14 protein-coding genes and 2 tRNA genes are annotated in these 19,350 nt (G+C 43.0%); 8 read left to right on the forward strand and 8 right to left on the reverse strand.

The genetic code is table 11. The annotated features are described in order from the left end of the window. Positions 1-710: 710 nt before the first annotated feature. Positions 711-1,757 carry a tyrosine-type recombinase/integrase gene (locus KUA46_RS09760; protein ID WP_218487591.1) on the reverse strand — a complete coding sequence of 349 codons (1,047 nt, stop codon included), beginning with the start codon at positions 1,755-1,757 and terminating at the stop codon, positions 711-713. A 674-nt stretch (positions 1,758-2,431) separates the two neighbouring features. On the opposite strand from KUA46_RS09760, the gene KUA46_RS09765 reads away from it, so the two are divergent. Together KUA46_RS09765 and KUA46_RS09770 are read left to right on the forward strand one after the other, a co-directional pair. Then, positions 2,432-2,821, forward strand: coding sequence for a HEPN domain-containing protein (locus KUA46_RS09765; protein WP_118066454.1), 390 nt, complete (start codon positions 2,432-2,434; stop codon positions 2,819-2,821). Continuing rightward, positions 2,800-3,096, forward strand: coding sequence for a nucleotidyltransferase domain-containing protein (locus tag KUA46_RS09770; protein WP_118066456.1), 297 nt, complete (start codon positions 2,800-2,802; stop codon positions 3,094-3,096). The genes KUA46_RS09765 and KUA46_RS09770 overlap by 22 nt, the downstream gene beginning before the upstream one ends. A 303-nt stretch (positions 3,097-3,399) precedes the next feature. Here the strand turns inward: KUA46_RS09770 and KUA46_RS09775 are convergent, their stop codons facing one another. Beyond that, positions 3,400-4,149 (reverse strand): Abi family protein, encoded by a 750-nt coding sequence (locus KUA46_RS09775; RefSeq protein WP_244263576.1) that lies wholly within the window; start codon positions 4,147-4,149, stop codon positions 3,400-3,402. A 925-nt stretch (positions 4,150-5,074) separates the two neighbouring features. Between KUA46_RS09775 and KUA46_RS09780 the strand changes: the two genes are divergently transcribed. The 6 genes from KUA46_RS09780 to KUA46_RS09805 all read left to right on the forward strand — a co-directional run bounded on the left by KUA46_RS09780 (position 5,075) and on the right by KUA46_RS09805 (position 12,883). Next, positions 5,075-8,887, forward strand: a complete 3,813-nt coding sequence (locus KUA46_RS09780) for a coiled-coil domain-containing protein (protein WP_218487590.1) — start codon at positions 5,075-5,077, stop codon at positions 8,885-8,887. A gap of 80 nt (positions 8,888-8,967) precedes the next feature. Then, positions 8,968-9,483, forward strand: coding sequence for a hypothetical protein (locus tag KUA46_RS09785; RefSeq protein WP_218487589.1), 516 nt, complete (start codon positions 8,968-8,970; stop codon positions 9,481-9,483). A gap of 12 nt (positions 9,484-9,495) precedes the next feature. Next, the gene (locus KUA46_RS09790) at positions 9,496-10,641 is read left to right on the forward strand and encodes an OmpA family protein (RefSeq protein WP_218487588.1); all 1,146 of its coding nucleotides are present in this window, start codon (positions 9,496-9,498) and stop codon (positions 10,639-10,641) included. Positions 10,642-10,644: 3 nt separating this feature from the next. After that, positions 10,645-11,103 (forward strand): DUF1573 domain-containing protein, encoded by a 459-nt coding sequence (locus tag KUA46_RS09795; RefSeq protein WP_218487587.1) that lies wholly within the window; start codon positions 10,645-10,647, stop codon positions 11,101-11,103. Between the two features lie 99 nt (positions 11,104-11,202). Further along, entirely contained in the window at positions 11,203-11,439 is a 237-nt protein-coding gene (locus KUA46_RS09800; protein ID WP_256625077.1) for a hypothetical protein, read from the forward strand. A 184-nt stretch (positions 11,440-11,623) separates the two neighbouring features. Continuing rightward, positions 11,624-12,883 (forward strand): ATP-binding protein, encoded by a 1,260-nt coding sequence (locus tag KUA46_RS09805; RefSeq protein WP_218487586.1) that lies wholly within the window; start codon positions 11,624-11,626, stop codon positions 12,881-12,883. A gap of 148 nt (positions 12,884-13,031) precedes the next feature. Here KUA46_RS09805 and asnS read toward each other — a convergent pair whose 3' ends face one another. The 6 genes from asnS to KUA46_RS09835 all read right to left on the reverse strand — a co-directional run bounded on the left by asnS (position 13,032) and on the right by KUA46_RS09835 (position 19,241). Next, positions 13,032-14,459, reverse strand: a complete 1,428-nt coding sequence (gene asnS, locus KUA46_RS09810) for an asparagine--tRNA ligase (protein WP_117587394.1) — start codon at positions 14,457-14,459, stop codon at positions 13,032-13,034. A gap of 66 nt (positions 14,460-14,525) precedes the next feature. After that, entirely contained in the window at positions 14,526-15,956 is a 1,431-nt protein-coding gene (locus tag KUA46_RS09815) for a pseudouridine synthase (RefSeq protein WP_022121329.1), read from the reverse strand. Between the two features lie 96 nt (positions 15,957-16,052). Next, complete coding sequence (gene purB, locus KUA46_RS09820; protein ID WP_022121328.1) at positions 16,053-17,399, reverse strand: adenylosuccinate lyase; 1,347 nt, start codon at positions 17,397-17,399, stop codon at positions 16,053-16,055. A gap of 132 nt (positions 17,400-17,531) precedes the next feature. Then, positions 17,532-17,606, reverse strand: a tRNA-Val gene (locus KUA46_RS09825). A 51-nt stretch (positions 17,607-17,657) separates the two neighbouring features. Further along, a tRNA-Val gene (locus KUA46_RS09830) sits at positions 17,658-17,732 on the reverse strand. A gap of 336 nt (positions 17,733-18,068) precedes the next feature. Continuing rightward, positions 18,069-19,241 carry an OmpA family protein gene (locus KUA46_RS09835; protein ID WP_217326015.1) on the reverse strand — a complete coding sequence of 391 codons (1,173 nt, stop codon included), beginning with the start codon at positions 19,239-19,241 and terminating at the stop codon, positions 18,069-18,071. Positions 19,242-19,350: the final 109 nt, after the last annotated feature.

Consider the following 19,350-nt stretch of genomic DNA (forward strand, 5'->3'; position numbering starts at 1 on the left):
ATTTTTCAGTTTCAAAGGTCCTCTTAGAAAAGTTATTTTTTATCGTTCTTAAATATCGTGGCTTTTATCACCACTCAGTTTTTATCGTTCTTAAATATTGTGGCTTTTTATCGCCACTCAGTTCTTGTTGTCTATGAATATCTCCAGCCGGGAGATATGCTATGGAATGGAAAGGTAACCCTAAATATCTGCATGAGAAAAAGTTTTTCTCGATTTTATTGCCACATTTGCCACGCGCATACTAACTTGCTGGTATACAATGGCTTAATGGTGGCAATAGGCCCTATTTCTATTATCACCTTATTGCCACCTATTGCCACACCCTAGGTATGCTAAAACCGGCATAATTAACTGATATTCAGGTGTTTCTTGCTTACTTTTGGTTTTCCTGCTCATTGGGACGCTTGATGCATCGACTGAACAAAACAAGGGTTTTACGTTCAATATAGCCCCTTTTCTCGATTTTATTATCACCAAAAATGTAAGTGAGCCTTACTTTAGATTCAAAAAAGGCTATTTCGAACTTCAAAAAAGGCTATTTCGAACTTCAAAAGAGCCTTGCTTGATAATGGGCAGGATGCTTCTGAAACTGCGTCACGACGTAGCTGTCACTGCGTCGGGACGTAGTTGTTGTTACGTCGTGACGTAGCTACTGCTACGTCGTGACGTAATTTCTCCTGCATCGTTGGAGGAATAACTCTTCCTCCCTCTCATATACTGATAGCTTCGATAAGCATATCGTTGTATCTGTCTATCACATCGTCATTGATACTTTTCAGATAGATGCGCGTGATTTTCTCTGAGTTGTGCCCCATGCTGTCACTTATCACGCTGATGGGGATGTTCTTCTCCTTGGCGATGGTAGCCCAGGAGTGGCGGGCACAGTACATCGTTACTTTCATCGGTATGCCGATACGCCGGGTGAACTTCTGCAAAGCCTTGTTCACCCTACATTGGCGGTAGTGATACTGTTTCCTGACATCGGTAACCACGTTCTGGTTTACGATACCCAGCAGATGCTTGCCGTCGAGTGAAGGGTGGCGGTCTGCAATCTCTTGCATGCAGGGGCGCCATGCTACTCTCAGTTCTTTACCCGTTTTCTTTCTCTTGTATATGAGCTGCCCGTCCTTAAGGCTACCTTTTTCAAGAAAGGCGATGTCAACGAACGACATGCCTCGAGTATAGAAACTGAAGAGGAAGAGATCTCTCGCCAGCGCTTCCTCCTCGGTGACGGTTGTTGCAGCGACTATCTGATGGATGTTTTCCGCTGTAAGTGCTCTTTTGGCAGTCGTGGTGTTCTTGGTGAAAGAGTGGGCGAAGGGTTTGCGGTCTTCTAATCCATATTGCTCCAGAGCTTTGTTGTAGATGGCTCGTAGACGCTTCATGTAAAAAGAGATGGTGTTCAGCGTGAGACCGTTCTTTCTCAGATAACTCTCGTAATCTTCCATGATGAGGCTGTCGAGTTGGCTAATCAGCAGGTCTTTCTCTTTCCGGAATTTCATGAAACTGCGCAAGGTGCACATATATATATCGGCAGACCGGTATTTGCCATACTTGTAGAGTCGCTGGGTGAGTTCCCTGACATATTCGCCCAGCGTCGGACCGCCGTTCATGTCTTCTTTGGCTATTTGCTGCGCATCATGTTCGCTACCATTCTCTATGACATATCCCAGTGCATTGTTTCTGTTGCTTACTTTGATGACGATTTCTGCATCTTGCCGAATAAGTTCCTGTGGAATTTCTATTCTTAGTATCATTTTTATGTGAATATTATGTTGAATGAAGTGCTTTGTTGTATAACAAATTAGTAAACAGCCAACAAAGTTACGATTAATCTCTGGATTACCCAAAGCTTTTTCCGATATTCACATCTCAATGTCAGTATATATGATAAGGTGTAGGGACTCCAGCCAGTTTAAGTAAGTAGATGAAATCATGTACGTCATTTAACAAGTTTATACGCTTCATTGAGTCGATAGATATGACTGCGTTGGGTTAAAGATTCGACTTCGTTGGGCGGAAGATTCGATTTCGTTGGGTCAAAGATTCGACTGCGTTGGCTGAATAATATGACTGCATTGGCTGAACGAAGTAGCTCAGTTAGCTGAATGAAGCACTTGAGGTGTCAGAATGAGGCACTTGAGTTATCAGAATCTGAACTTTCGCATGTGGTTCAAGAACGGGCTGAAGGCCCAAAAGCTCCTAGCCCAGGGCGTGTGGGGCAAAACTTGTGAAACTCAGTCTGAATGATTTGGCTTGGTATAATTGGTATAATACGATTCGCTAGTCTGTTAGGCGATCCGCCAGAACGCCTAACAGAGGAAAGAGCATATCCGGTGCTACGGATTTTTTATTCTAAAAAATCTTTTTAACACTAAAAATTTGGTAATCTTAATTATTTGGTTTATTTTTGCACAAAAACAAGAACAGTATGGCAATAGATAAAGTTAAATATTGGAAAGAACTTGCAGACTATGACATCGAAACCGCTGAGGTTATGTACAACGGTGGAAGATGGCTATATGTTGGTTTTATGTGCCATTTGGTTATAGAAAAAACAATAAAGTCGTATTGGAGTGCTATAAAACCAGACGAGGTTCCATACATCCATAACCTCTTGAAATTGGCACAAAGCTGCGGGTTAGTATCAAAAATGACATCAGAACAGCTAAAGTTTCTTGCGGAATTAATGCCAATGAATATTGAGGCAAGATACCCATCCTACAAAGATGAGCTGGCGAAGAAATTGACTCCAGAATATTGCAGAACATTAATAAATAAAACAAAAGTTTTAAAACAATGGATAGAGAACATGCTTTAATGATAGTAAAATGCTACAAGGAAGCAATACTTCCATTGCTTGCTAATGCGAAAGTATATCTGTATGGTTCTTGTAGTAGAAATGAAGCAAGAAAAGATAGTGATATTGATGTAGCAGTAGTTATACCTAAGCTTAATGGCGACTGGCTGGACACTACATCTTCATTATGGCTTGCCACCCTTAATATAGATACATCTATAGAACCGGTGTTGATTGAAGAATGCAAACCATCACCCTTATATGATGATATAATGCGTAATGGAATAGCAGTATAAAATACAGAAATCCCCCATCCTTCTTTCTCAAGCCGGATGGGGGATTGCTTATCTTTTAGTATCTTGCTTCATATCTCCAGTATTACTTGTAATTTTGTGCAAAGATACAACTATTTGGGAATAATACCAAAGAAAAACGGATTTTTTTCGGTAATCTGCAGAAAACAACATTCCTGGTAGATACTCATACATTCGTATCTAGATGGCTCCTATATATAATAAGGTGTAGGGCCGTTAATTAAAAAGCAGTCGATAGTGAAAAGTTCACTGCCGACAGACTAACTTGTTTTTGAGTCTGTAAAGTTATCTCCATAGGGGCTCGGAAATCCAATTTTCAGGAAAACCCATAGCGGTCGGATCTACCTGTGAATAAGAAGCGAGTAAGGATTTGAGCTTGTTCTTGAAGTCCAATCCGTATCCCATGGAATCAAGCCAATATGCAATACAACAGGCTATAGCATATACTTTGTTTGCATCTACACCTTCTATGTTCACCCATGCACCACGTAAAGAAGCGCTCATTTGAGGAGCTGTAGAAAGATAACGGTTCCAGAGGCGTGAGTGGTGAGCGCAACAGTTTCTCAAGACAGTTACGCTACGCATCCAGCTTTCCAATACCTCATGCTGTGGAAGATTGAACTGACGAGCTACGCGCTTCTTCAACTTCTTGTCACAGAAATTGTAATAGAGTTTTGAAAGAGTACCGAAAGATGCCAGTTCAAGAGTTTTCCATGCTGGTGGGAAAATTGGCTTGTCATAGTTGCGCCTATGCTCCTTGATAAAGTCCTCTTTACTACGTTGAAGCTCTCTGTCTATGGAGTTCATATTCTCAATAAACTTATGTTCGTCATCAGCAAGGCTTGTATCAAAGAACCAAAATGGTCCATGTTCCAATGAGAACTCTTGTATAATTTTTGTGCGCAAAGCTATCTCTAATCGTTGGATAGCTTTGAACATCAAGTCTCTCAACTCCATATCAAAGTTGTAGAGAGCTACGGCATCTTCAAATCTACTATTAGGCTTAAATTGATGTGAAGTTTTATCTGCCTCCATTGGACGAAGGTATTGAACAAAACGAAAATAACTGACCTCTCCAAGAAATTTTGCAGTCTTGGATGAATCTGCAATATTTAAGCCTCTACTTTTTAGTAGTTCTATTTGTTCAGAAATAGAAAGAGCCTGCTTAGTGTATAATCTTAATGTACTCATAAAAAGCAAAAGACCCGCCCTGGTTCGCTGTTCTAATGGGAAGCGTGGCGGATTCTGTTGCTGCAAAGATACGAATAATCATTGACAATACAAACTTTTTAGCAAGAAAAATCATTCTAAAGTGGATTCTTTAACATATTTATATTTAATAATGCCAAATCTGATCATAGAATCACGTTTTGTCAGTGGAGAAAAGTTTCTAAAAATACCGCTTTGTTTTTTATCTCTTTCCTATTCTTTAGCACCCAACCTCCGAATTGTATGAAGCTCCTATATATAATAAGGTGTAGGACCGCCAATCTCCCCTATATATAATAAGGTGTAGGTTTTATATCGGCAAAATGGAGAAAAACAGGGAAAATGGACGGATTAGAAGCCCAATATGGGGGCTATTTTATAAAAAACATAAGAAAATTAGCCTTTTTTTGAAAAAAAATGCTCAAAAACTTGCAGGTTTCGAAAATTATGCCTATATTTGCAACATGAAAAATCTCCCGGCTGGAGATATGATAAAAACAATAAGAACTGAGTGGCGATAAAAAGCCACAATATTTAAGAACGATAAAAACTGAGTGGTGATAAAAGCCACGATATTTAAGAACGATAAAAAATAACTTTTCTAAGAGGACCTTTGAAACTGAAAAATGAACTTTTCTAAAAGTGCAGACTCTTTTCATCAAACGGAACTCTTAATTCGATATAGAGAATTAATTAATAACTTCCTGCCGAAAGGCTAGGAAAATCGTATAACTTTATAAATTATTACCGTATGAAAAGAATGTATTTAAGCGCGCTGCTTATGGGTGCATTGACAATTGCCTCGGTAAGCACATTTACTTCTTGTAAGGACTACGATGATGACATCAACATGAATACGTCGCAAATCAAGGACTTGCAGGAACAATTAAAGACTTTGCAGACTGCGTTGGATCAAGCCAAGAATGATGCAACAACAGCACATGCAAACTTCGCTACTAAACAGGATCTCAATTCTCTTCAGACCGAGGTAGCAAAGTTGGTAACTGCAGAGAAGTTACAGAAAGCCATCGATGACTTGAACGACATTATCGCAGGTAAGGCAGACAAGGCTGAACTCGAAAAGCTTGCTGGAAGAATCGATGCTATTGATGGTTCTCTCAACACAATCGGCACTACCTTGAACACTTTGCAAGGTGCTGTGGATGCAGCTACAACAAACTTGGAGACACAGGGCGAGACTCTTGACAGGTTGACAGAGAAGATTGGTTCACTCGAAAGCAAGAAAGTTGACTTGGAGACTTACACCGCTAAGATTGCTGATTTGCAAAGGGAAATCGACAATGCTAAGGCTGCTGCAGGTGACGTTACAGAAATCAACAAGCTGAAAGATGCAATGGAAGCTATCAGCAAGAAGGTTGACAAAGTTGCAGCAGATGCAAACGTCCTCACTGTCATGATAGCAAAGCAGCTTAAGTCTTTGGTTCTCAAACCAGACTTCTATTGGGAAGGTCTTGAGGGTATCGAGGCTCCTTGGGCAGAGCCAGCAACATACACCTTCGGTGATAAGACCGAGTTTAATTACAAAGTATCTACAGCTGTAGGATTCAAGACTATCAAGGCTACTGTAAACGATAAAGTTCCAGATAGACCTGGCGAGAAAGTTTACTTGCAGAACGGTGCTATTGCTAAGTATCACATGAATCCTTCAACAGCAAGCTTGGAAGGTGCACAATTCAGCTTCTTCACAAACCTTGCTGAGGTATATACACGTTCTGGTGATGAGACCATCGCTACTCCAAAAGAGGCTAAATATGTTGCCAATGGCAAGAATACAGTTGTTGATGGTATTTTGAGCGTTCCATTTACTATCAATACCCAGAAAGTCAATGCTTTGTTCACAGAATGGGCAAAGGGCAAGGATTCTAATGGCAATCCAATCACAGACCCTGTAATTCGTAACAATGGTTGGGAAGATCTTGAAGACAATCAGGCATACGGCTCTAAGTTGCCATTCATTGCTCTTCAGGCTCAGATGAAGGATACAACTATCACATCTGACTATGCTGTTGTAACTCCTGCTAAGTACATCCTCAAGGCTCTCGCAGATAACACTCCTGAGACAGTTCTTGACCAGAACACATTCGTCAACGGTGCCCCACATGCAGGTGTTATTGGTGACAACCACCTTTATACAACTTTGTATGGTACTAATTTAGAGGAATATGGTAAGATGCAGGCAGATGCCCTGACACATGGTGTTATCACAATGCCAGCTACTCACTCTGTAGTATATAATGAAACCATCGACTTGAAGCCATTCGTAGAGACTCACTTCGACTACGAGACATTCGCTAAGTATGGCAAGTCATATAAGGATCAGACTATGACCGATGCTGAGCTTGAGGCTCTCGGCTTGCACTATGAGTTCATCCCTATCGACTATTACCTCGGTGAGGAGACAACTAGTGAGACCGCTCACTTCGAGCAGATTGGTGACAAGACTTCTGGTGTATTCGCTCCTCGTTCTGTTGATGCAGACGGTAAGACCATCAAGGGCCAGACTGCAACTAAGGAAGCTGTAGAGCGTGAGCCATTGGTTCGTGTAAACTTGGTTGATGGCGAAGGCAACATCGTACTTTATGGTTACATCAAGGTTCGTATCGTTGAGAAGCCAGTTGTTGACATGAAGGTTGAGGTTAACCTCGGCGACTTGTACTTCAACTGTGGTGATGAGGGCAAGATGACTTGGTCACAGGTTGAGAACCTCATCCTCTCTAAGTTGGGTACAGACGGTATGACCAAGCAAACTTTCGAGAACGAATACTATCTTGAGAATGAGGGTGGTTTCACGGTAATGCCTACAGTTGCAAATGGTGGTACATTGTACAATGCTACAGATAAGTGGTATGCAGTACGTTACTCTGACGCAGACAAGACCAAGAAGGTTAGCGACGCTGACTCTTACGGTCGTGTATGGTACACACCTCATGACAACGCTACTGGCGGTCAGGGTTGGGATAACCAGACCAACGTATTGGTTTGGAACTTCACAACAGATGCTAATGCAGGTAAGATGAATGCAGCTTCTTACAAGAAGTTGATGGAGGAAACTGGCGTTTCTTACGCTTCTAAGGGTGAGAATACCAAGGCTCTCTATACATGGGTACGCTTCGTCCACAAGTTGAACGGTACTTCTATCTGGGTTAAGTTGAACTTCGCTCCTACGAAGCTCCACTTCGAGTATGGTAAGATTGCCAACAAGGACTTGCACCACTGGTTCCAGTTGAACTCTACATACGTTCCTGGTGGTGAGAACGACCTCGATGTTCACGCTAACGTTCCTACTCCTGCAGAGTATGGTCAAATAGCTCTCACAGCAAACAAGTTTGACAAGGACTTGTTGGAGTACTGGAGAAACAAGAAGGTACTTGTAACTCTTGAGGGTAACAAGGATAAGTTCGATAAATTCTATAATGCAGACGGCACCGCAAAGACACAGTTGGACTTCGGCTTCGTATTGCCTAAGAAGGGTGTAAACTCTACTGTAGATGCTGTAAATGGTACATGGGATGTTAAGGGTGCTTCTGGTTCTGTTTGGACTTTGACACTTGCTGACAACAACCACAAGATTGTTGCAATTAAGCAGGATGGTGCTTCATTGAATATACCTGAGATAGTCGCAGAGCTTCGTCAGAATGCTTACGACCACAAGTACTCTATCCTCCACTACTTCGGTGATGAGGGAGTTAATGACAACGCTGTTACCGACCTCCTCAACAACATGGGTCGTCGTGACGCAAAGGGCAATGACATCAAGAACGATTACTTGACAAACAACATTGATAAGACATTCACTGCTTATATTGAGGTAACTCTCTCTGATGACCCTTGCTACCAGCCATTGGTTGAGAACAACTTGTTCAACGTTCGCTTCCTCCGTCCAATCAACGTAGCTCCTAAGAATGTAACTTGGACCGATGCTTTGAATGCGGAGGAGTCAGTTAAGTTGACAGACTTGGTTAGCATCAAGGATTGGCGTGACTACAGCGTATTGGTAAATGGCAATTACGCTGATAACACCAACGCACAGGTTCCTTATGAGTTCTACAACATCACAGACTTGGCAGTAATTCGTGAGGAAATCCGTTCAGACGCTATGGAAGATATCTCTGTACGTACTGCAGCTGCTCTCACCGACGCTAAGAAAATCGCTGAGTTGCCTATCGTGGACGAAGTTCCTTCTTTGACAAGCTACAAGATGGAGCATGGTATCACTACAGCAACTTACTTGAAGGTTTACAATGGTAATAACCAGGAGATCTTCGACAGCGAGCAGCATGGTACATCACCAAACGGTATCTGGACTAAGGGTGCTGGTGATTACGTGAACTATGGTAAGATCAACTATGTAAACAATGGTGGTGGTGCACAAATCTTCCACATCTACGTACCAATCGCAGTGAAGTACGCTTGGGGTAATGTGAAGTACAGCAACACAAACTTGCGGACCTCTGGTGTTAAGACAAACCTTGACTACACTCAGAAGGTATGGGCTGTCATCACAGTTAACAAGACTGTAAACTCTGGCGCAAAGCGTCACTAAAATTTACAGATCATCTTTGAAATAAGGAGGGGGTGTCAACTCATTGACACCCCTTTTATTCTTAATAAACATTTATTATTATGAAAAAGATCGTATTATTCATTTTCGGATTGGCTGCCTTGATGTTCGCATCATGCGGTCAAAAAGAAAAGAACGTGAAACAGCTGGAGCAGCAATATCTCGTTCAACCTGTTGATTCTTTTTCGGGCAAGGACACATCCGAAGTTATGTACTTGGTAAATAGCTTCATTGACAAACTCAACCAAAAAGACATCAAATCAGCTGTTTCCATGCTTTCTTATCTAGATGGCAACAATATTGTACCATTGCCTGCTGGACTCGTCAAGCGTCAATGCAATGCCTTGGCCAATGCACAGGGAGTGAAATACACCGTTGACCGTTTGGTGTTCAATGAGGAGAAAGACAATATCGTAAAAGTTAATATCTTGTTGTTTGAAAAGAAGCCAGGCGATACAAGACCTAACAGCATTTCTCTGTATCTCAAACCTATCCGCAAAGACAACAGATGGTATTTGACAACTGTTGACAATATCACTGACTCAAACAACATGGGTGGTACCAAAATTCAAAACTAATTTTAGAGAATTATGAAATCATATAAATATTTATTGGCAACAGTCGTTCTCGCTTCTTTAGGAATGAATTCCATGGCACAGGCTACCTATACAGACAAGGATGGCAATGAGTATCAGTTTAAGAAGCACTTCTACCTCGATATTCAGGGAGGTGGACAGTATACACTGGGCGAGGCTAAGTTCAAGGACTTACTCTCTCCTAATATTCAGGGAGCTATTGGCTATCAATTCTCTCCAGTTTTCGGACTCCGTGCTCAGATGAACGGACTCTGGAGCAAGGGCGGCTGGGCAGGTTTCCGCTCCAAAGTGGGAGAAAAGCCTTACAACGCCAAATATAAGTTTAAATATATAGCTCCTGGTGTAGATTTCATGTTCAACCTCTCCAACCTTTTCTGTGGCTGGAACCCGAACCGTGTGTTTAATATAAGTGCTTTCGCTGGCGGTGGTATCAACTGGGCTGGCGGCAACCAAGAGATAAACGACATCGCTGCCACACTTGAGAACCTCAACGACTACAACCTGGAATATCTCTGGCAGGGAAAGAAGGTTCGCCCATACGGCAGAGCCGGTATCGATCTGGAATTCAAGGTAAGCAAGGCTGTGAGCATCATGCTCGAAGGCAATGCCAACATGATTTCAGACAAGTACAACTCTAAGAAGGCAGATAACCCTGACTGGTACTTCAATGCACTGGCAGGTGTACGCATCAACCTGGGCAAGAGCTATACCAAGAAGGCTAAGCCGGTAGAGGAACCTGCTCCGGCACCAGCTCCTAAGCAGGAATATGTAGCTCCTAAGCCAGAGCCTAAGCCAGCTCCTGTAGAGAAGAAGGTAGAGGAGATTCGCCGTGACATCTTCTTCACCATCAATTCTTACAAGATTGCTCCTGCTGAGGAGGCTAAGATCCGTGAGGTGGTTGACTACCTTGGAAAGAACCCAGAGGCAAAGGTTGTAGTAACCGGCTATGCTGACAAGGGTACTGGTAACGAGCGCATCAACGACCGCATCGCTGCTAAGCGTGCTGCTGCCGTTGTCTGGATGTTGGAGAAGCGCTATGGCATTCCTGCTGAGCGCATCACAGAGGAATCAAAGGGTGCTCGTGTTCAGCCATTTGCTGAGAATAACATGAACCGTGTTTCTATCATGATTGCTAAATAAAGTATGAACAAGCCTATGTATATGAAAATGTTTGGTAAATATATTTCTGCCATTCTCTTGCTAGCTATCCTTGCGCTTGCCACATGTTGCAGTCAACCTTCTAAACAAGGGGCTGCCAATGATGCAACAAGTGCTATAAATTCAATAGCCTTTCTTGAGAAAGAACATGATTTTGGAGAATATCGAGAAAAGGAAACGAAAAGATACGCTTTCAAGTACAAGAATGCAGGCAAGTCTCCACTTGTCATATACAAGGCTGAGAGCGATTGTGGTTGCACACAAGTCAAATTCAATCCACAGCCTTTGATGCCAGGCGAGTATGATTCTATCATTGTAGTATATGATGGAAATGGCTTTTTGAACGGTTCTTTTAGAAAGTTCATCAACATATACTCAAATGCTTCAGAAAAGCCAATGGAGTTGAGCATCAAGGGCTGTTATTTTGATAAGAGTGAAGAATGATTCTTCGCATGATGTTTGATTATGTAATAACAATCAAATTATAAACTTTTATAGAAACCTGCGTGTGGGCAATCGGTACCCTGAACGGTCTGACCACTCTTGCCACCGAAACCACTCTCCTCCTCGTCTATCTTCATATACTATGCTGACAAGGGTACAGGCAATGACGTCATCAACGACCGCATTGCTGGCAAGCGAGCAGCAGCTGTGGTTTGGATGCTGACAAAGAAATATAATATACCTTCTGAGCGCATTACAGAAAAATCTAAGGGTGCACGTGTGCAGCCTTTTGCAGAAAACGCAGAGAACCGTGTAACGATCATGATCGCTAAGTAGTACGGTAAGTTTATAATGCGACAATCAATTATTTTAATTGGTGGCGGGGCATCCTCAGGGGTGCCCCGTTTTTCTTTCAAATGATAATTATTCTTAATTATTGATGCTTTAGTAGCTGATTTTCAGCAGTATTTCTTATCTTTGTTCCGAAAATCTGTGCAACTGCACAAAAAATCGGAATACAATGATTATAACTCGGCAGAAATATTTGGATATGTTGGTGGCTGGTCAAGGTAATGGACTAGTAAAAATAGTAACTGGTGGAAGAAGATGTGGAAAGTCCTTTTTGCTGTTCCAAATCTTTCATCAGTACCTTTTGCAGCATGGGGTAGATGAAGGGCATCTGATAGAAGTGTCTCTTGATGATAGACGTAATCGCAAACTTTGTGATCCTGATGCTTTGCTTGATTATCTTGATTCTCGTATAAAAAGTGATGGCAAAACAAATTTTATTTTTCTTGATGAAATTCAACTTGTTGATGATTTTATAGGAGTATTGCTTAGCCTAATGCATACTCCTAATACTGAAGTTTATGTATCAGGTTCTAACTCGAAGTTCCTGTCCAAAGATGTTGTTACCGAATTCCGTGGAAGAGGACAGGAAATAAGAATTTGGCCGTTGTCGTTTTCTGAATATTATGGTGCTGTGGGCGGAGAACGCTCGCAAGCGTGGAAAGACTACTATACTTTTGGAGGACTTCCCCAGATTTTGTCTTTAGATACAGAAAGAGCCAAACGTAGCTATCTTAGGGATATTTATGAAGTGACATATATTAAGGATATTGTAGAGCGTAATAAAATTAAAGTGCCAGAGGGGTTACGTGAACTTGTGCGTATTTTAGCATCAGGAATAGGCTCTTCTACTAATCCGACCAGGATTTGTAATACCTTTCAATCTGTAAGTCAATTACAAATAACTGATAAGACAATTAATGAATACATCTCAGACATACAGGATGCTTTTCTTATAGAAGAGGCTCTCAGGTATGATGTTAAAGGTAGAAAGTATATTGGTACAGAGACTAAATATTATTTTTGTGATTTGGGATTAAGAAATATAGTATTGAATCTCAGACAACAAGAAGAAACACATATTATGGAAAATGTCATTTATAATGAACTAAGAATGCGAGGTTACTTGGTTGATGTCGGTTTAGTTGAATGTTGGACAACGAACGAGAATGGAAAAAGAAAACGTAGTAAACTAGAAGTTGATTTTGTAGTAAATAATGGGGCCGAACGTGTGTATGTTCAGTCGGCTTTTAATATGCCAACTAAGGAAAAAGAGAAACAGGAGCGTCGTTCTCTTATAAATATCGCTGACAATTTTAGAAAAGTAATTGTTGTGAAAGATGATATTAAGAGAAAGATTGATGATGATGGTGTCGTCACGATTGGACTCTTCGATTTTTTGCTAGATGAGCAGAGTATAGAGAGATATTAAGCCTAAGCCCCGACTGCTGTTCTGCAGTCGGGGCTTTCACCATATATCCGTAAGCAGACGCAAGTAGCTGCGTTGACCATCGCAAGTACTTGCGAAGAGCAATGAAGCCTGTTTCGAAGGACATCGAAACAGGCTTCATTTTTTTATTCTAGAATTCTGCGTTCTTTGGTGTACGTGGGAATGGAATCACGTCGCGGATATTCTGCATACCGGTTACGAAGAGAATCAGACGCTCAAAACCGAGACCGAAACCTGCGTGTGGGCATGAACCATACTTACGGGTATCGAGATACCAGTTCATATCCTTCATAGGGATGTTGCGAGCCTCAATCTCACCCATCAGCTTGTCATAGCTCTCCTCACGGACAGAACCACCGATAATCTCACCAATCTGTGGGAACAGTACGTCGGTACCCTGAACGGTCTGACCGCTCTTGCCACCGAAACCACTCTCCTCCTCGTCTATCTTCATATAGAATGCCTTGATAGCCTTAGGATAGTTGGTCATGATAACCGGGCGCTTGAAGTGCTCCTCTACGAGGAAACGCTCATGCTCTGAAGCCAGGTCATCACCCCACTCGCATGGGAACTCAAACTTCTTGCCGTTGGCAATAGCCTCCTGAAGGATGCGGATACCCTCGGTATATGGAAGATGAACGAAGTCGGAATTCAATACGCCTTCCAGACGGGCAATCAGCCCCTTGTCTATCATCTTGTTCAAGAAAGCAAGATCGTCCTTGCAATGCTCCAGTGCCCAACGGATACAATACTTGATGAAGTCTTCCTCCAACTCCATCAAACCATCCATATCCAGGAAAGCAACCTCTGGCTCTACCATCCAGAACTCAGCCAGGTGGCGAGGAGTATTACTGTTCTCTGCACGGAAGGTTGGACCGAAGGTGTAGATGGCGCCGAGTGCTGTAGCACCGAGCTCACCCTCCAACTGACCGGAAACGGTCAATGAAGTCTGCTTGCCGAAGAAATCATCAGAATAGTCAATCTTGCCATCCTCGGTCTTCTTCAGATTGTAGAGATTCTTGGTAGTTACCTGGAACATCTGTCCAGCACCCTCACAGTCGCTGGCTGTGATGAGCGGAGTATTGAAATAGAAATATCCATGCTCATGGAAGTAGGTGTGGATAGCCATTGCCATGTTATGGCGGATACGCATCACGGCACCAAAGGTATTGGTACGGAGACGGAGGTGAGCATACTGACGCATGTATTCGAAGCTCTGTCCCTTCTTCTGCATAGGATAGTCGCTGCCGCAGAGACCGTAAATTTCGATGCTCTCGCACTGGATCTCAACACTCTGTCCGGCACCCTGGCTTTCTACCAGCGTACCTACGGCGCTGATACAAGCACCGGTAGTAATCTGACGGAGCTGATTCTCATCGACCTTTGATGGGTCGACTACTATCTGAATATTATTAATAGTAGAACCATCGTTAAGAGCGATAAAATCGACTGCTTTGCTACTACGATGGGTACGAACCCATCCCTTGACATTCACGATTGAGCCGTAGGCTGTACTCTTGAGCAAGTCTACAACTTTAGTTCTTTTTACTTTTTCCATTGTTAATTAATAGGTTAAAAAGGAGACTAAACAGATAGTCTCCTTTCTTATTATATCTTATTATCCTTATTCAAAAGCACCCATGCGGAGCATGTCTACCTCCTTCTCAGTAAGGAAGCGCCAGTCACCGCGACGGAGATTTTTCTTAGTCAAACCTGCGAACTGTACGCGGTCGAGCTTGGTAACACGATAGCCGAGGCTCTCGAAGATACGGCGCACGATACGGTTCTTGCCACTATGAATCTCGATGCCAACCTGTGCCTTGTCGCGATCATCAGCATACTCTACAGCATCTGCCTTGATCTCACCATCTTCCAAGGTGATACCCTCACGGATCTGATCCATATCGTGAGCTGTCAGGTTCTTATCGAGGTGAACGTGATAAACCTTCTTCTTCAGGAACTTAGGGTGAGTAAGCTTAGAAGCCAGGTCACCATCGTTGGTCAAGAGAAGTACACCTGTTGTATTACGGTCGAGACGACCTACAGGATAGATACGCTCAGGACAAACATCCTTTACGAGGTCCATCACAGTCTTGCGCTGCTGAGGATCATCGCTGGTTGTAACATAATCCTTTGGCTTGTTGAGCAATACGTATACCTTCTTCTCCAAAGTTACAGGAGCGTCGTGGAACTTCACCTCATCGGTACGAAGGATCTTGGTACCCAACTCGGTAACTACCTCACCATTGACAGTTACCAGACCAGCCTGGATGAACTCATCAGCCTCACGGCGAGAGCATACACCAGCATTGGCGAGGAACTTGTTCAAGCGCAATGGCTCTGTTGGGTCGATGTTCTCCTCCTTATATTCGATACGCTTCTTCATGCTATACTTAGCATTTGGATCGTAACCAGGAGTGTGCTGACGGAAACCGCCACCACGGTTGTTGCCATAGCCACCACCCTGTGGACGGCCATAACCGCCACGGTTGTTGCCATAACCACCCTGCTGAGGACGACCATAGCCGCCACCACGGTTGTTGCCATAGCCGCCACCCTGTGGACGACCATAACCACCACGGTTGTTGCCATAACCACCCTGCTGAGAACGAGACTGGTAGCCGCCCTGCTGGCGTGGCTGATAGCCACCCTGCTGACGAGGCTGATAACCACCCTGTTCATCATTATTGTTGTAACGAGGACGATAGCCACCCTGCTGAGGACGAGACTGATAGCCTCCCTGCTGACGTGGCTGGTAGCCACCACGGTTGCTGTTACCATAACCACCACGGCTCTGATAGCTGCTGCGCTGTGGACGCTCGCTGCTGCCTGTACTCTGCAAGCCAGCGCCGAAACCTTCAGGACGGAAACCGCCTTCGCTGTTACTGCTACTTCTGTCGCTGCTGTATGCGCGATGTGAATTGATACGAGGACGCTGTGTGCGACCTACTGGTCGATAACTCTTCTGATAACCACCTGCTGGGTTGTAGCCCTCACGGGTTCTCTCATTCTCAGAAGACTGATCTTGAGGTTTGTTTTCAAATTCTGAATCCATTTTCTTAAAATACTTAATAGCCTCACGGCTGGGTTAATAAATCTAATTTTTACTTATATATATATGTACTAAAACTACAAAATTCCTTTGTGTATATTAGATACCTGTATAATTGCTTGGTGTGATTGCCATCAGTTCTGCCTTAACACTATCACTCACATTCAATCCCTGGATAAACTCATGAATAGTTTCCTCAGTCATGTGCTGGTTGGTACGTGTCAACGCCTTCAATGCCTCGTAAGGATGTGGATATGCCTCACGGCGAAGGATAGTCTGGATAGCCTCAGCTACAACTGCCCATGTATTATTCAAATCTTCCTGCAGTTTCTCCTCGTGAAGAATCAGTTTACGCAAGCCCTTCAATGTACTCTGGATAGCAATGACGCTATGACCGAGAGGCACACCGATGTTACGGAGTACGGTACTGTCAGTAAGGTCGCGCTGCAAGCGGCTAACCGGAAGTTTCTGTGCCAGGAACTGAAGAATGGCATTGGCTATGCCCAGGTTACCTTCACTGTTCTCATAATCGATAGGATTCACCTTGTGAGGCATCGCACTTGAGCCTACCTCACCTGCCTTGATCTTCTGCTTGAAGTAATCCATAGAGATATACATCCAGAAGTCACGGTCTAAGTCGATGATAATGGTGTTTATACGACGGATGGCGTCAAAGATAGCGCCAAGGTAGTCATAGTTACTGATCTGTGTGGTATACTGCTCGCGTTCCAAACCGAGTTTTTCGCTGACAAACTTGTTACCGAATGCTTTCCAGTCATACTGTGGATAAGCTACATGGTGAGCATTGTAGTTACCGGTAGCACCACCGAACTTAGCTGTAATCTTGCAAGCCTTGAGCGAATTAAGCTGCTCGGTAAGACGGTAAACATAAACCATGATTTCCTTGCCCAGGCGGGTAGGTGAAGCAGGCTGTCCGTGAGTCTTAGCCAGCATAGGCACATCCTTCCACTCATCAGCATAAGTCTGGAGTTGTGCAATCAGCTCTTCTACCTGTGGATAGAAGCACTCTTCCAAAGCCTCCTTTACAGAGAGAGGCACACTTGTGTTGTTGATATCCTGAGATGTCAAACCGAAATGGATAAATTCCTTGTAAGCATCCAGGCCTCCGATCTTATCGAATTCTTCCTTGATAAAATACTCTACAGCCTTTACATCGTGATTGGTAATCTTCTCGATGTCTTTTACGCGCTGTGCTTCATTTTCGTCAAAATTACGATAAATGTCACGCAGACGTTCGAACAGCGACTTGTCGAAAGAAGCAAGCTGTGGCAAAGGTAACTCGCATAGAGTAATGAAGTATTCAATCTCTACGCGTACACGATAACGAATGAGAGCATACTCTGAGAAGTAGTTAGCGAGCTGCTCTGTTTTTCCCCTATAACGACCATCAATTGGTGATATGGCAGTCAATAAATCTAAATTCATAACAATACGTATTATATATATAGGGTGCAAAATTAATGAATTATCGTGAGAAAACAGAGAAAATAGTGATAAAATAATTTAAAAGCATAAAAAAAAGGTCTCTCAACATTTGTTGAAAGACCTTCACCATTGTGGGCGTTGACGGATTCGAACCGCCGACCCTCTGCTTGTAAGGCAGATGCTCTAAACCAGCTGAGCTAAACGCCCTCTAAAAAAAGTCCCTGCAACCACAAAAGTGAATCACAGGGAACACCCCCGTGGGCGCTGACGGATTCGAACCGCCGACCCTCTGCTTGTAAGGCAGATGCTCTAAACCAGCTGAGCTAAGCGCCCTTACTTTTCGTAAGCGGTTGCAAAGGTACGACTATTTTTTGGTTCCACCAAATTTTTCAGCAACTTTTTTCGTTTTTTCTTCAAAAAAGTGCATTTTCTGGTGTTTTTCCTCAATTTTCAGGGTAGAAACGGTCAGTTTTTGCATTTCAATTGCCAAAAACAGCCAACCAAGAGAAAGTACTTACGATGGGACAGCCAAACCTCTTTCAACCCCAAAAGGTACTTATTGAGAAAGAAAAGTTCTTTTTAAGAAATTCAAAGAAACAAAAAAGGCATTCTTCACGAGGAAGAATGCCCTATTCTATTTTTATACCTTATATTATATATACTGTATAATTACTCACCAACCTGAACAGTTGCACGACGGTTGTAAGAAGCAGGAGTCAAATCCTTAACACCACCGTTAGCCTTAACTACGATGTTCTCCTTAGCAACACCCAACTTAACGAGCTCATCAGCTACCTTCTCAGCACGAGCCTTAGAAATCTTCTGGTTAACAGCTGCAGAACCAGTAGCGCTGTCAGCATAACCGTTAACTACCAACTTAGCGTTGTTGTCCTTAGCATACTGAGCGAGAGCCTGTACGTTTACGAGATCCTTCTTAGAAGCAACCTTAGACTTGCCGATGTTGAAGAATACAGAAACTGGAGTAGCAACATACTCCTTAACTGCCTTTTCCTCTACAGACTTCTGATTGTTCAAGAGATTCTTCAAACGGTCGTTCTCTGCATTAGCATCGTTCAACTTAGCATTGAGAGCGTCGAGTTCTGACTGATGAAGAGCGTTGATAGCGTCAACATCTGGAACCTTGTTCCAAGTAGCCTTACCCAAGTTGTATGTAACACCGACCTCAACATTCAAAGAACGGTCGTGTCTTGCAATCACGTTGTCGATAGAGCGAGATGTGCTAGGCTTAGCACCTGCCAATACACCTGTGTAACCATCATAGTCGCTAGCACCTAATGCATAGTTTACATCGAGGTTGACAGCCCACTTCTTATTGATCTTGAACTCGTTCAAGATACCAACACCAACTACAGGAGCATAGCAGTTAGCGCTCATGTTACGGTTAATACCAAAACCTGCGTAAGGGATGCAATCCCAAACACGAGCCTCGTTGTAACCACACAACATATTGCTAACATTGAACAAAACCTGCTCATTCAAAGTCCAATACTTATTTGCATTTGTTGACTTATTCTCAGAAACTACTGTACGGCCCCAAGCGCCATTGAACTTGGTACGGAGACCGAGACCTGGTGTGAACCACTTACCTACAGCAACAGAGAAACCGAGATTGTTTCTGAAACCCTTGAGTGGGCTCTTAGAGAAACCATTGCCCTCTTCCTGGTTGCCCCAGAATGCAGAACCAGCAACGTTTGCCTGAACAAACCAATTGCTCCAGAAAGAATTTGTTGCAACGCTATACTTCTCAGTAGTTGCTGCATCCTGAGCCATACTGCCCATTGTTACGCTAGCCAATGCTAGCACTGCTAATAACTTTTTCATAACTTTATAATTTAAAAATCAATTTATATATATATATACCTTCTGAATGACGGAGCAAAGATAATACTATTTTTTGAAATAACCTTCATTTTCTAAAAAAAATAGCATT

The organism is Segatella copri, assembly GCF_019249765.2.
Classification (GTDB): domain Bacteria; phylum Bacteroidota; class Bacteroidia; order Bacteroidales; family Bacteroidaceae; genus Prevotella; species Prevotella copri_K.

Bases quoted from the DNA above. Each gene is read 5' to 3' on its own strand.
- KUA46_RS09760 (WP_218487591.1), bottom strand. From the start codon at position 1,757: ATGATACTAAGAATAGAAATTCCACAGGAACTTATTCGGCAAGATGCA.
- KUA46_RS09765 (WP_118066454.1), top strand. From the start codon at position 2,432: ATGGCAATAGATAAAGTTAAATATTGGAAAGAACTTGCAGACTATGAC.
- KUA46_RS09770 (WP_118066456.1), top strand. From the start codon at position 2,800: ATGGATAGAGAACATGCTTTAATGATAGTAAAATGCTACAAGGAAGCA.
- KUA46_RS09775 (WP_244263576.1), bottom strand. From the start codon at position 4,149: ATGGAGGCAGATAAAACTTCACATCAATTTAAGCCTAATAGTAGATTT.
- KUA46_RS09780 (WP_218487590.1), top strand. From the start codon at position 5,075: ATGAAAAGAATGTATTTAAGCGCGCTGCTTATGGGTGCATTGACAATT.
- KUA46_RS09785 (WP_218487589.1), top strand. From the start codon at position 8,968: ATGAAAAAGATCGTATTATTCATTTTCGGATTGGCTGCCTTGATGTTC.
- KUA46_RS09790 (WP_218487588.1), top strand. From the start codon at position 9,496: ATGAAATCATATAAATATTTATTGGCAACAGTCGTTCTCGCTTCTTTA.
- KUA46_RS09795 (WP_218487587.1), top strand. From the start codon at position 10,645: ATGAACAAGCCTATGTATATGAAAATGTTTGGTAAATATATTTCTGCC.
- KUA46_RS09805 (WP_218487586.1), top strand. From the start codon at position 11,624: ATGATTATAACTCGGCAGAAATATTTGGATATGTTGGTGGCTGGTCAA.
- asnS (WP_117587394.1), bottom strand. From the start codon at position 14,459: ATGGAAAAAGTAAAAAGAACTAAAGTTGTAGACTTGCTCAAGAGTACA.
- KUA46_RS09815 (WP_022121329.1), bottom strand. From the start codon at position 15,956: ATGGATTCAGAATTTGAAAACAAACCTCAAGATCAGTCTTCTGAGAAT.
- purB (WP_022121328.1), bottom strand. From the start codon at position 17,399: ATGAATTTAGATTTATTGACTGCCATATCACCAATTGATGGTCGTTAT.
- KUA46_RS09835 (WP_217326015.1), bottom strand. From the start codon at position 19,241: ATGAAAAAGTTATTAGCAGTGCTAGCATTGGCTAGCGTAACAATGGGC.